The 12,706-nt window shown below is 60.1% G+C and carries 10 protein-coding genes; all 10 read right to left on the bottom strand.

What is annotated here, in order from left to right:
- Positions 1 to 75 precede the first annotated feature (75 nt).
- The 10 genes from BQ4888_RS14450 to BQ4888_RS14405 all read right to left on the bottom strand — a co-directional run bounded on the left by BQ4888_RS14450 (position 76) and on the right by BQ4888_RS14405 (position 12,654).
- Positions 76 to 1,443 (bottom strand): sigma-54-dependent transcriptional regulator, encoded by a 1,368-nt coding sequence (locus BQ4888_RS14450; protein WP_092057980.1) that lies wholly within the window; start codon positions 1,441 to 1,443, stop codon positions 76 to 78.
- Between the two features lie 16 nt (positions 1,444 to 1,459).
- The gene (locus BQ4888_RS14445) at positions 1,460 to 3,712 is read right to left on the bottom strand and encodes a sensor histidine kinase (protein ID WP_092057979.1); all 2,253 of its coding nucleotides are present in this window, start codon (positions 3,710 to 3,712) and stop codon (positions 1,460 to 1,462) included.
- A 140-nt stretch (positions 3,713 to 3,852) separates the two neighbouring features.
- Positions 3,853 to 4,782: a UDP-3-O-acyl-N-acetylglucosamine deacetylase gene (gene lpxC / locus BQ4888_RS14440; RefSeq protein ID WP_092057978.1), complete on the bottom strand. Its 930-nt coding sequence runs from the start codon at positions 4,780 to 4,782 to the stop codon at positions 3,853 to 3,855.
- Positions 4,783 to 4,982: 200 nt separating this feature from the next.
- On the bottom strand, positions 4,983 to 6,674 hold the full coding sequence (locus tag BQ4888_RS14435) for an ABC1 kinase family protein (RefSeq protein ID WP_092057977.1): 1,692 nt from the start codon (positions 6,672 to 6,674) through the stop codon (positions 4,983 to 4,985).
- 9 nt (positions 6,675 to 6,683) lie between these two features.
- Positions 6,684 to 6,989 carry a phasin family protein gene (locus BQ4888_RS14430; protein WP_092057976.1) on the bottom strand — a complete coding sequence of 102 codons (306 nt, stop codon included), beginning with the start codon at positions 6,987 to 6,989 and terminating at the stop codon, positions 6,684 to 6,686.
- A gap of 105 nt (positions 6,990 to 7,094) precedes the next feature.
- On the bottom strand, positions 7,095 to 8,048 hold the full coding sequence (locus BQ4888_RS14425) for a patatin-like phospholipase family protein (RefSeq protein WP_092057975.1): 954 nt from the start codon (positions 8,046 to 8,048) through the stop codon (positions 7,095 to 7,097).
- Positions 8,049 to 8,125: 77 nt separating this feature from the next.
- Positions 8,126 to 8,335, bottom strand: a complete 210-nt coding sequence (locus tag BQ4888_RS14420) for a DUF2905 domain-containing protein (protein ID WP_092057974.1) — start codon at positions 8,333 to 8,335, stop codon at positions 8,126 to 8,128.
- Between the two features lie 3 nt (positions 8,336 to 8,338).
- Positions 8,339 to 8,878, bottom strand: a complete 540-nt coding sequence (locus BQ4888_RS14415; RefSeq protein ID WP_092057973.1) for an epoxyqueuosine reductase QueH — start codon at positions 8,876 to 8,878, stop codon at positions 8,339 to 8,341.
- A gap of 58 nt (positions 8,879 to 8,936) precedes the next feature.
- Positions 8,937 to 11,270, bottom strand: coding sequence for a hypothetical protein (locus BQ4888_RS14410; protein WP_092057972.1), 2,334 nt, complete (start codon positions 11,268 to 11,270; stop codon positions 8,937 to 8,939).
- 58 nt (positions 11,271 to 11,328) lie between these two features.
- Positions 11,329 to 12,654, bottom strand: a complete 1,326-nt coding sequence (locus BQ4888_RS14405; RefSeq protein WP_092057971.1) for a GGDEF domain-containing protein — start codon at positions 12,652 to 12,654, stop codon at positions 11,329 to 11,331.
- Positions 12,655 to 12,706 lie beyond the last annotated feature (52 nt).

Below are 12,706 nucleotides of genomic sequence, written 5' to 3'. Positions count from 1 at the left end.
ATCATGTGCCGCCAAGCGGCAGGTGTCTTCTTGTCGAACAGTCCGCCGCCGATCTTCCGGACGATTGCTCCTCGGTCACTTCTTTAGTTCGATCCCGAAACTCTTGATCTTGCGATGCAGGTTGGAACGCTCGATCTCGATGACCTCGGCCGTACGGGAAATGTTCCAGTCGTTTTCCTCGAGTTTCTGCAGCAGATATTCCTTTTCGAACTCTTCCTTGGCCTCTCGAAAGGTGCCCGCCTCCAGCGCTGGAGTGACACCGGATTTCGCTGTTTCGTTTTTTTTCGGGATGAGAGCCGCCGGAAGATGTTTTTCGGAAATCAGCTGGTCTGGGACCATGATGACGAGGCGTTCAACGATATTTTTCAGTTCCCGTACATTTCCGGGCCAGGAATAGTTCACCAGGGCCGCCATGGCTTCCGGCGTCAGAGTCTTGATCTCCCGGCTTTCCTTGCCGCAGAAAAATTGCAGAAAATGATCGACCAGTCGGGGGATGTCTTCCTTTCGTTCCCGCAGTGGCGGAACCTCGAAGGGGAGTACATTGAGCCGGTAATAGAGATCCTCCCGGAAGTTTCCTTTGACGATTTCCGCTTCCAGATCCTTGTTGGTCGCTGCGATGACCCGCACATCGACTTCGATAGTCCGGCTCCCCCCCACCCGTTCAAACTTTTTCTCTTGTAGGATGCGGAGAACTTTCGCCTGGGTTTTCAGGCTCATGTCGCCGATTTCATCGAGGAATAACGTGCCTTCGTGGGCCAGATCGAATTTACCTTTGCGCAGGGCGGTGGCGCCGGTAAAGGAGCCCTTTTCGTGGCCGAAAAGCTCCGATTCGATGAGCTCCTCGGGGATGGCCGCGCAGTTGACCTCGACGAAGGGTTTGTTCGCCCGTTGCGAATGGGCATGAATGGACCTGGCCACCAGCTCCTTGCCGGTCCCGTTCTCGCCGGTAATCAGGACCCATCCCGAAGTCGGTGCGGCGATACTGATCTGTTCCTTGAGCAGTCGGATCGCCTCGCCATTGCCGATCATCTCGTGTTCCTTGGCGATGCGTGCTTTCAAGGTGCGGTTTTCCTCCACCAACTGGCCAATGGTCAGGGCATTTTGTACCGAAAGCAGCAGCTTTTCCAGGGACAGGGGTTTTTCGATGAAATCATAGGCGCCCAGCTTGGTCGCTTTCACCGCGGTTTCAATAGTACCGTGCCCGCTCATCATGATGACCAGCTGATCTGGGGTGATCTCGCGGATCTTTCGCAGGGTTTCGATCCCGTCAATCCCCGGCATCCAGATGTCGAGCAGAATCAGGTCCGGATCTTCCTCCCTGAGCACGCCCAATCCCTGTTCACCGCTCTCGGCCGACAAGGTCCGGAATCCTTCATCCTGCAAAATTCCCATCAGGCTTTCGCGAATGCTCTCTTCGTCATCAATGATCAGTATCGTTTTCATGGTCGTCCTTTTTAGTTCAAGCCGGTAGGCTGTTTTCGCTCACGGGCAGCTCGACAATGAATTTTGTTCCTTGTGGAGGGTTGTCTTTGACACGGATGTAGCCGTGATGGTCGGAGACAATGGTAGAAACAATCGCCAATCCGAGTCCCGATCCGGTTTTTTTGGTGGAAAAATAAGGCTCGAAGAGTCGGGGCTTGTCGTCGGGATGGATCCCGCAGCCGTTATCGATCACGGCGAAAGTAACCATCTGCAGGGAAGGGTTGTAGCTGGTTTCCACGGTAATGGTGGGGGACGCTATTTCCTGCACGGCGCTGATGGCATTTTCGAAGAGATTGATGAGGACCCGCTTGATCTGTTCCCGGTCGAGACTGAAGGGGGGGATTTCGCGGCCGGGCTCGAAGATGAAACGGATATCTTTATGTCCTTCCTGGTAGAGAATCAGGGTTTCGCTGATCAGTTCATTGAGATTGTTCAGGGTCGGATTCCCGGCCGGCATCCGGGCGAAGTTGGAAAATTCATTGACCAGATTCTTCAATTCGTCGACCTGGGTTACAATCATGCGCGTGCATTCGTCAAAAACCTTGTCGTCATCGCTGAAACGATCGAGATAGCGGCGCCGCAGGCGTTGCGCCGAGAGTTGGATGGGGGTCAGGGGGTTTTTGATCTCATGGGCAATGCGCCGGGCGACTTCCCGCCAGGCGGCCATGCGCTGGGCCTTGATGATGTGGGTGAGGTCGTCGAAGACGACGACCGTGCCGAGAAATTCCTGATTTTCATCCCGCAGGGTCGTAATGTTGAAGAGGAAGGTCACCCGGTTCTCCTGCACGGGGATCGTGACCTGCTTGCGAATCGAATCTTTGCCGGAGAGTTTCAGATCCTTGAGAAACTCCTTGACCATGGGCAGGTGTTCGACGCTGACCACATCCCAGAAACTGCGGCCGACGATCTGCCCTGGCTGGATCTTGAGCAGATTTTCCGCCGACTTGTTGATGGTGCTGATAAAGCCGTCCTGGTCGACGGAGATAACCCCGGCGGTAACATTTTTCAGGACGGTTTCCATATAACGGCGACGCTGATCTATTTCCGCATAGGTGGCCTGTAAGTCCTGGTTGGCTTTACGGATTTCTTCCTGCCCTTTGCGCAGATCGTCAGTCATCTGGTTGAAGGCCTTGACCAGACTGCCGATTTCGTCGTCCCCCAGCTGTTCAATCTGCACCGTGAGATCGCCGTCGGCGACCCGGCTGGTGGCTTGGGCCAGCTCCTGGATCGGGACGGTAATGCCTCTCGCCAGGCGAAAGCCGAACCAGGTAGCGAGAAAGACGATGACTAGGGCGATCAGCAATAGAACCGCGACATAACCCTTTTTGATCTTGTTTTTGAGGAGCTTGGTTTCTTTGTACTGTTCGTATGAAGACGAGATCTCCTTCATTTTCTTGACCAGGGAATGGGGGACGTAGTAGTTGACGACCACGACCGCCACCACATCCTCGGGATTCCAGTTGGATCGAACCGGTACGATGCCACGGATCAGATCGGCTTTGCCGATGGGAGTAATACGAGTGAAGCGTTTGCCTTGTAGCCCCTCGCGGATATTCTCCGAGCCGGGATCGGTGAACTCCGCTGTCGGGATCTGCGGGTTGGCGGCGCGGACCAGTTCCTCATAGGTGGAAGAAAAGACCTCGACGACGCCGAGATTGTATTCCTGCTGCTTGGTTTTGATCAGCTCTTTGAGGCGCGGCAGATTCTCCTCATTGAGCAGCTTCTCCTGTCGGATGGTATTCGCCAGTTGCTCGGCATAGTAGAGGGCATTGGCCGCCGAAGTCTCGTAATAGATTTCTGCGACCTCCAGAGCCTCTTGGAGGGATGTTTCGACCTGGGTATTGAACCAGCTTTCGATGGAGCTGGTGATGAACCCGGCGGAAACGAAAAAGAGCAGCAGGGTGGGAATCAGGGAGAGGGAAACAAAGGCGACCACCAGCTTGGATCGGAGTCGCGCCCCGGGGACATTGCTGCGTCGATCCAGAATCAGCTTGAAAAGATTTCTGAAGACCAGAAAGAGAAAAAGCAGGATCAGCAGGATGTTGACGTTGATCAAGGCCAGCACGAGGATCGTGTTGGAAAGGGGAAGTTTCGACGAAAGATCGAGAAGTTGCGACTCGAAGTTGGAAAAAATCGCGACCAGGACGAGGAGGGCGAGGATCAGCAACCATTCGCGGCGCCGTTTCCGGTTTTCCGTCGGGTCTGATTGTGGAACGTGGGGGGTGGACATGCGAGGCCTCGAATAAACGACTCAAATATGCAATTCTAAAATAATATCAACGTGTTTGGCAAGGTTTCGTCGAACGGCCCCGATGCGGAACAAAAAAGGCAGCCAGAGGCTGCCTTTTTTGTTCTGTTCGCCGGAAAGGATCAGGCTTCGGAAAGGGCCAGCCCGGCGGCAAGCGCGGGGGGCGCGGCCAGCAATGCTTCCTGCAGGTCCTTTTCCGTGAATTCTACCAGATGCCAGGCATCGGGGGTCGCGAGAATCTTCTCAATCATTTTATGGTTGATGTCATGCCCCGACTTGAAGGTCTTGAAGTGGCCCAGAACCGGGAAACCAGCCAAACTGAAATCGCCAATGGCATCGAGGATCTTGTGGCGGACGAATTCGTCTTGAAAACGCAGGCCTTCGGGGTTGAGAACCCCCTCATCGCCGATGACCACAGCGTTTTCCAGGGAGCCGCCCTGAGCCAGGCCGTTGGCCTTGAGATATTCCACTTCCTTGAGGAAGCCGAAGGTCCGGGCCGCGGCCAGTTCCCGGCGGAAGAAGTCGGGCGTCACTTTCACCGAACGATGTTGCAGGCCGATCGCCGGGTGATCGAAAGCGATGTCTGCGGTGATCCGGAAGAAGCGGGAAGGAATGACCGTCACCCGTTTTTCCCCGTCGATGACCGTGAGCGGCTTGCGGATGGCGAGAAACTTGCGGCTGCGGGGGAGGGAACGCAGGCCCGCCTTACGGATCGCTTTGACGAAATAATGGGCGCTACCGTCCATGATCGGAACTTCCGGTCCATCGATATCGATGTGCAGGTTGTCGATCCCCAGGGCGCAAAGGGCGGCCATCAGGTGTTCTACCGTCGAAACGGTCAGGCCGCTCTTGCCGATGACGGTGGCCAGGCGGGTATCGACGACATTGGCGGAGATCGCTTCGATGGATACCGTGCGCTCCCCTTCGGAACGATGAAAGACAATGCCGTTACCGGCCTCCGCGGGGCGCAGGTGCATGCGGATGGTCCGGCCCGAATGGAGGCCGACTCCGGCGAGGGTAATGGCTTTGGCAATGGTGCTTTGATAGATCATCTGGGAATCTCCCTTGGCATACTGAATCGCAGGTTGCGATTTTTATTAATGCAAGGGTCTTGCCAACTGATGAACTTTTTTAAGTAGCCGAAATGTATAGGGAAAATATTATCGATGGTGAGTCGGCTCTGGAGAGGTGTTGCAGATGCACACGATCTCTTGTGGCGTTGTGGCCACAGTGCCACAGGATGTGGGAGGGGTCAGAGGCGTCCCGAGCGGAGGATGGCGATGGCCAGCCACAGGCCGAGAAAGCCGGCGATGGAGTAGCCGAGAAAGCCGAGCATGGGAAAACCGAAGAGCATGGGGCCCTTGTCGGTCTGCATGATCAGCGACGAGCCGATGATCAGGGCGGCGATGAGCATGCTGAATGAGAGGCGGTTGCTCGATTTATCGAGGTCGGTGATGAGCTTTTCCAGGCCGCGGTGCTCCAGATCGATCTTGAATTTGTTGCGATTGACGCGATTGATGAACTCCTTGAGATCCCGGGGGAGATTCTTGGCCAGGGCGCCGTAGGATTGCACCACTCGGACCATTTCCTTGGAAAGATGGCTGGGGGTGACCTTGTCGCGCACCAGTTTTTCCATGAAGGGGCGCAAGTGGTCGATCATGTTGAAAGCGGGATCGAGTTGTCGGCCGATCCCCTCAATGGTGATCAGCGCCTTGCCGAGAAGCATCAGGTCGGCGGGGAATTTGATCCGGTAGACCGTGAGAATTTCGATGAATTCGGTGAGCAGGCGCCCGGCGTTGATTTCCTGCAGGGGGATTTCATAGTAGTTGTCGATCAGTTCGGTCAGGTCGCGCTTGAGCTGCTTGTTGTCGATATCCTCGGCGATGTCGCCAGAATAGAGGAGCAGGGTGATGACGGTGTCGACATCCCGCTGCAGAATCGCCAGCAAGAGATCGACCAGCTGGTATTTGACTTCGTTGTCCAGCCGCCCGACCATACCGTAATCGAGCATGCAGATGCTGTTGCCCGGCAGGATGAAAAAGTTGCCGGGGTGGGGGTCGCCGTGAAAAAGGCCATCGACCAGCACCTGCTTGAGAAAGGCGTCGGCGCCGTTACGGGCAATCGCCTTGAGATCGTACCCTTCTTCCTGCAGCCGCCGGATATTGGAAACCTTGATCCCGTCGATGTACTCCATGGTCAGTAACCCCTCGCCGGTCAGGGGCCAATGTACCTTGGGCACGTGCACGGTGTCGGAGTTTGCGAAATTGTTGCCGAAACGGTCGATGGTATGGCCTTCGCGGGTGAAGTCCATTTCGCGGTTGATGGTGCGGCGGAATTCCTTGACCACCCCGACCGGATCGTAGATGTCCGCCTGGGGGATGTGGTTTTCGATGAGATAGGCCAGACCCAGCAAAATGTCGACATCGGTCTCGATGACCTGCTTGATCCCGGGACGACGTACCTTGATGACGACCTCGTCGCCGTTCTTCAGCCGCCCTCGGTGCACCTGGGCGATGGAGGCGGCGGCCAGGGGAATGGGGGAGAGTTCGCTGAAAAGCTCATCCGCAGGCGCGCCGAGCTCCTCGCGAATGTAGGCCTCGATTTCCTCATAGGGGAGGGAGGGAACCTTGTCCTGCAGCTTGCCGAATTCGTCGGCATATTCCTTGGGGATGATATCGGGGCGAGTCGAGAGGATCTGGCCGAGTTTGATGAAGGTTGGGCCGAGCTCGACCATGGCCAGCCGCAACCGCTCCGGCTGGCTGAGTCGCTCGATCTCTTTGGGGGCCGTCCCCAAGGTGACGATGCGCCGGCCCAGTTCGAGATAGTAGTTGAGGTTAAGCTCTTCGACAATATGCCCGAAGCCGTACTTGATGAGGATACCAAGCACGTTGCGATAACGGCGGATGGTTCGGATATTGCGGTTGAGCCGCAGAAAGGAGAGCATGGAGGCGAATTATTCCCCTTGAGCCCGGAGTTTTTCTTCCAGATCCTTGACGCGCTGCTTGAGCGCGGCGTGCTCCTCGCCGGTGGCCACCCCGATCCGCTCACAGGCTTTTTTCACTTCCTGTAACGCCATTTCCTCCAGCTTCTTCTGGGTATCCTTGGCCGCGCCTTGCAACTTGTCGAGCAGGGCTTTGCCCTCTTCCTCGGTGACGTTGAAGCGCTGTTTGAGGTCCTGAATCAGTTCCTCGCCCTTTTTCTGGCTGAGAGAGACGGCGCCCATGCCGGCCAGCAGGGTTTTTTCGATCAGTTCAAACATGGCATTCTCCTTGGTGAATGAGGGGGGACGGTTCCGTTTCAGCAGCGCGAGGCGCCGCTCTTCAGGTTTTATGCTGGCCTAAAAATAACATAAATTTCAAAGGTTTCAATGGCCGGTCAGGGCACGGATGGCGGCGAGCTCGGCGCGCGCAGCCTCTTCGCCGGCGTGGATGATCTCATCGGCCTTGTTGAATTCGAGCAGGGTAACGCCGTTGAGTTCCGGGCGCAGCAACACGTCCGCCCCATCCCGGGCCAGGCGCAGGCTGTTGATTTCGTTCTCCATGATGGCGATGCACTGGGCGAAGATGCGCAGCAGCCCCGGCGGCTTACGGCCCTTTTCCAGATGGCGGGGTTCGTCGCTTTCGCCCAGGGGCCAGAGATCGCGCAGCAGCCTCTCGACCATCGATGAATCGAAAAAATCGAAGAGAGGATTTTTGCGCGGCTGATCCCGGCGGGGATTGGGGAGAAAAGCCTCCTGGGGGCGTTTCTCCACTTCGGGGATGGCGCAGACGCCGATCACCCGCGTTGCCCCGAGGTCGCGGGCGACATCCACGGGGACCGGATTGCACAGGCCGCCGTCGACAAGAAAACGTCCGGCGAAGTGTACCGGCGTGAAGATGCCGGGGAAGGAGATCGCCGCCCGCAGCGCTTCCCGCAGCAGGCCGCGGCGGATGACCAGCAGTTCGCCGCTTTCGACGTCGGTGGCGAGCACCGCCAGGGGCATGCGCAACTCCTCGAAAGTTTCCACCGGCAAGAGTTCGGAGATGAAGTGGGCGACTTTCTTGCCGTCGATCAGCCCGGAGGTGGGGATGATCGGGTCGATCAGTCCGGCCATCTGCTGCCAGTCGACATTGCGCGCCACCTCTTCCATCCGCGTCAGCGGCACCCCGGCGGCGTAGAGGGCGCCGATCAGGGCACCGATGGAGGTGCCGGCGATACAGCCGATCGGAATGCCTTCGGCTTCGAGCACCTTGAGCACGCCGATGTGCGCCAGTCCCCGGGCGGCCCCGCTGCCGAGGGCCAGGCCGATCGAATTGTGCGGAATCGCGGGGGTGGTCATAGACAGAGGCTTTCCGGGAGAAGAAGATTAAAAGGTCGGGTCATTATAGGAGTCGCCCCGGGTCTTGGCAAGGGGCGTCAGCGGCGGAAGAGCCAGAAGAGCAGGGAGAGGAGGAGGGAGACCAGCAGGCTGGTGGCCAGGGGGAAATAGAAGGAGAAGTTTTCCCGCTCGATGCGGATATCCCCCGGCAATTTGCCGAGCCAGGGGATGCGTCCGCCATAGGTCAGGAGCAGGCCGGCCAGGATGAGGACGACCCCGAGGATGATGAGCAGACGGCCCGGCGGCATCGGTCACTTCCCTGGGCGCGGCGCGTAACGGTCGTATTCCGAATAGATACAACCGCAATATTGCTGGCGGTAGAGACCGAGGCGTTTCGATTCGGCGACACCGAGGTTCCAGCCCTTGCGGAAATCCTCATAGATGAAGGTCAGGCCGTAACGGCGGGCGAGATCCTCTCCGGCGAGGCGGATCTCCTCGTGTTTCTGGAAGCGGGAGTAGAGCAGGGTCGAGGTGAAGCCGTCAAACCCTTGCTCCGCCGCGACCTTTGCCGTTTCGGCGAGCCGCACTTGATAGCAGTAGCCGCAGCGATTGGCGGGGTCGGCGGCGACCGCGCCGAGAAATTCGGCGAGCTGATAGTCTTCCCGATAAACAACCGGTAAGTCACGCAACTCGGCGTACTCCTTGAGGGTATCGAGGCGGCGGCGGAATTCCAGGTAGGGATGGATATTCGGATTATAAAAATAACCGGTCACCGCATGGCCGGCGTCACGCAGGCGATCGACGGGATAGATGGCGCAGTTGGCGCAGCAGGTGTGCAGCAAAATGTTCATGACAGCTCGATTCCTGGGTTGATGAGAAAGCCCATTTTCGTCCCTTGTCGGTCCTTTGTCAATCGGCCTCGCCCAGGAAGGACGCCGGGGGCAGGTTTTGATCCCGCCACAGTTTCTCGACCATACGATCCGCCGTCGCGGCCTGCGGGATGGCGGCATGGCAGGCTTGGATCAACTTCCCACGGAGCGCGCGCAGGTCGGCCCGGTAGCGGGCAAGGATCGCTTCCGTCAACGCCCGCTCGCGGGGCAGGGCGACCTCCCGGCGGCCGCCCGCCGCCGCCAGCAGCAGCGCCTGCGCGGTCTCCTCGCCGTCGACGATCAGGGTTTTGTCGTCGCCGTCGACCAGGGTAAAGCGGCCGAAAAACTCTTCCCGCAGGGCCAACGGCGGGGTCATCCGATAATCGACGAGTTCCGGCCGGTAATGGTCGTAGAGATAATGCTCGGGAAAACGCGGGATGCCGTCGACAAAGACCCGGGCGACGATCCGCGCCAAAAGCGCGGCCGAAGGGGGCGTCGGGCGGGGCGGGGCGGGGGACGCCGGAGGCACATCGCCGGTCTCGGATGCGGGCCGGGTCGAGCCGAGCCAGCGCTCGACGGCCTGATCGAGCAGCTCGGTCGCGGGCAACGGCCGCCCGCGGTGCCAGTCGAGCAGACGCAGCTGATCGAGCACCTCCCGCCCCGGCAGGGGCAGGCCGAAACGCCGGGCGCATTCGCACAGGGTGCCGACCTCCGGCAGGGGGCGGTCGCCGGCGACGATGGACCAGAGATGGCGGCCGAGGGTCGAACGGCTGAAGAGAAAGACTTCCGTCCCTCGATCGGCCGGCCAGTCATCGGGGGTGGGAATGGCGAGCCGCCCGCTTTCCAGCAGGGCGAAGAGGCCATCGTCGAGGGTCAGGGCCAGGGTCAGGAGGGCGCGGTGCCCCGCGACCAGCTCACGCCAAGGGAGGGTGCGTTCCCCGGCCGTCCGGAGAAAGCGCGTCCCCTGCTCCGGTCGGCGCGCCTTCACCAATTCCAGGTGCAGTCCCCCGGCGCCGGTCAGCGTCACTTCGACCAGGGTGAATTCTTCCCGCAGCAGTTCCACCAAGGCTGCGCCCGCCGGAGCGTTCAGCCAGCCCCTCGGCGTGTCGAGGATGATGTGCCCCTCTTCGGCGGCAAGGCCGAGCAGGTGCAGAAACTCCCAGTGCCAGCGCGGAGCCTTGGCGTCGAGACGAAAGCGGCGGGTAGGCCAGGAAGAACGCAGGCGGGTGGTCAGTATGGCGCGCTCCTCGCGATCGGGAATACGCCGCTCGTCAAGTCTGCCCCGGATCAGGCGCGGCGCAACGGCCGGCGCCAGAGAGAAAATATCCTCGCTCTGGCGCAGCGCCGGCGGCAGACCGGTCAGCTCCCGGCGCAGGGCGAGCAGGGCGAGCAGGGGCGCGCGTCCGACCTCCATGAGTGCCCGCCGGCCCTCTTTTGCCGTACTCAGAGGCGGATGCAGCAGCAAAACCGGTTCATCCCAGTCGGGCAGCGGGGCGTCGTCGGTCCCGGCGCCGAGATCTTCCCCGGCGGCGAAAAGATCCAGGGCCCGGATCAGTCGTTCGCGATCGCGCCCCACATCCAGTTGCCCCAAACGGCGGGCCAGGTGGTGAAAGCGCACCGCTACCGGGAAGGGCAGGGGCATCTCCCAAGGAGCCGGAGCCAGCGACTCCCGCAGCCCCTCGGGAAGCTCGCTCAGGGTTTCGCTCAGGGCGGTTTCCAGCCCTTCTGGCGGGCCGCCGTTGGGCAGCCGGTCGCAGGCGGCCAGAGCCAGAAGTCTGAGCAGGGTCAAGACCCCTTTGTCGCAGGCCCGTTCCCGGGGATCTTCGCCGACTTCCCGCTGGGTCGCCCTGAGGGTGCGGAAGCCTTCTTCCAGGGCGTCCCGGCTGTCCCTTGGCGCGGCGCGCCAGAGGTTGGCGAGATAACTCCCATCCAGGTCTGCGGCGGGAACGGCGCCCATTACCGACAGGGGTTTGAGCGCCTCCAGCAATTGCCACAAGGCCTGCTGGAAGGCGCCGGGATGATCCCCGGAAAGGGGAATGTCCCGATGACGGACAAGGCTGTCGGCGCGGATTTCCCAAATACTCAACTCATGGGGGGCCCAGACGGCGAAGTGGCGCAAGCCGAGCGCGGCGGCGCAGCGGCGACCGCTCTCGGTCACCTCTGCCGGCAACCCTTGCGGAATCAGAAGCAGGCCGCCGGCCATGTGGCTTTCCCGGTTGATCCACAAGACCAGGGCGGGGGATTCTTCTCCAGCCTCGGTCAGCAGGGGCGGATGGAGATCGACGCGGCGGAAGGGAAAACGGCCTTCCGCCAGGGCCTGTCCGGCCCAGTGCGCCAGTTGTTCGGCGAAACGCTGGAGATGTTCCTGATTCATAGGGGAGTCGCGATGGTGCCCGCAAGGGCGTGGGAGTCAGCCGCTTAAAAGGCCGGGTTCAGCCTAGGCGATGGCGGCGGTTGCGGAGATAGTTGCTGCCCGGAAGGGACTTCAGGTGCTCCTTCATGCGGGCGCTTTCCCGGCCGATGGCGGCGGCCGAGGACGTTTCGAGATTTTGCGAGTCGATGATGGCGATGGAGATGGTCAGCAGCGGAAAGACCCGTTCCACGCCATAACGATCGACGCCGGTAAAGGCGCCGGCGGCGACATCCTCGGCCGAATAGCAACTCGGAATCATGCGGTCGAAGTCGCGGATGACCTGCTGGGCGATCGCCTCCGCCCGTTCCGGCACGGTCAGCACCACATAGTCGTCCCCGCCGATGTGGCCAAGCAGGTCGTCGGTTCCGCCCAGGCTCTCCAGTGTTTCCCGGATCAGGGTGCCGACCCGGGCAATGATCTCGCTCCCCGCCTGGTAGCCGTAACGGTCGTTGTAAACCTTGAAATGGTCGAGATCGAAATAGAGTTGGGAGAAGGGCTCGCCACTCTCGATGCGTGCCGTCAGTTCCCGTTCCAGCGCCAGATTCCCCGGCAGGCGGGTGAGGGGGTTGGCGTCGAGAGAGCTCTCTTTGAGTTCCCGGAGTTTTTCTCCCATGCGGGCGAATTCCCGGGCCAGTTGGCCGAATTCGTCGCGGCGGTCGAGGGGAATGCTTGGATCGAAACGGCCTTCGGCGATCTGCCGGGTGGCTTCCAGCAACTCCCTCACCGAACGATGAATACCGATCACCACCGTGGCGACCACCGGGGCCGACAGGCCGATGCCGAGCAAGGCCAAGAGGGCGGTAATGCGGTAGGCGCGACGACTCTGCGCGGTCAGTTCCGCCAGTTGGCGATCGATAGCCCCTTCGCTGTCAGCGATATTCCGGTCGAGGGTGCCAAGAAGGTTGTCCCGGGCCTGCCCCAGTTCTTCGGTGCAGCTTCCGGTTTCATCCCAACGCGCTTTTTGCAGCAGTTCCCGGCAGGGGGCTTGCGCTGCCCGATAGAGCGCTACCGCTTGCTGCAGATCGACAAAAGCATTTCCCGGAATGGCCGCAAGCTGTTGCCATTGTTCGCCGAACTCTTCGTTGCGCGCCAGAAAAAGGAGCCCCAATTCTTCATCGCGAAGCACCAGCGCCTGGCGAAAAAGGCGTTCCTGAGTCAGCAGGTTCTGGCGCAGGGAACGCAAGAGGGTCGAGGCCTTGAACTCGATGTCGACCAGCGCTTGCGAGTGCTTGGTTTGCCGGTGCAGGCCGGTCAGGGCGTAACCGATGGCAACCAGACAGAAGAGGACCAGCAGCAGGTAGCCGGCAGCGACTTTTTTGACCAGGGTGAAGGAATGTCCGTGCATGGGCGCCTTGCCGTGATGATGATCCCCCTCCCGTGGATGTCGTCCGGTCGTC

It is taken from the genome of Desulfuromonas acetexigens (genome assembly GCF_900111775.1).
GTDB classification, from domain to species: domain Bacteria; phylum Desulfobacterota; class Desulfuromonadia; order Desulfuromonadales; family Trichloromonadaceae; genus Trichloromonas; species Trichloromonas acetexigens.
This window is presented reverse-complemented; position numbering and strand designations above follow the sequence as displayed.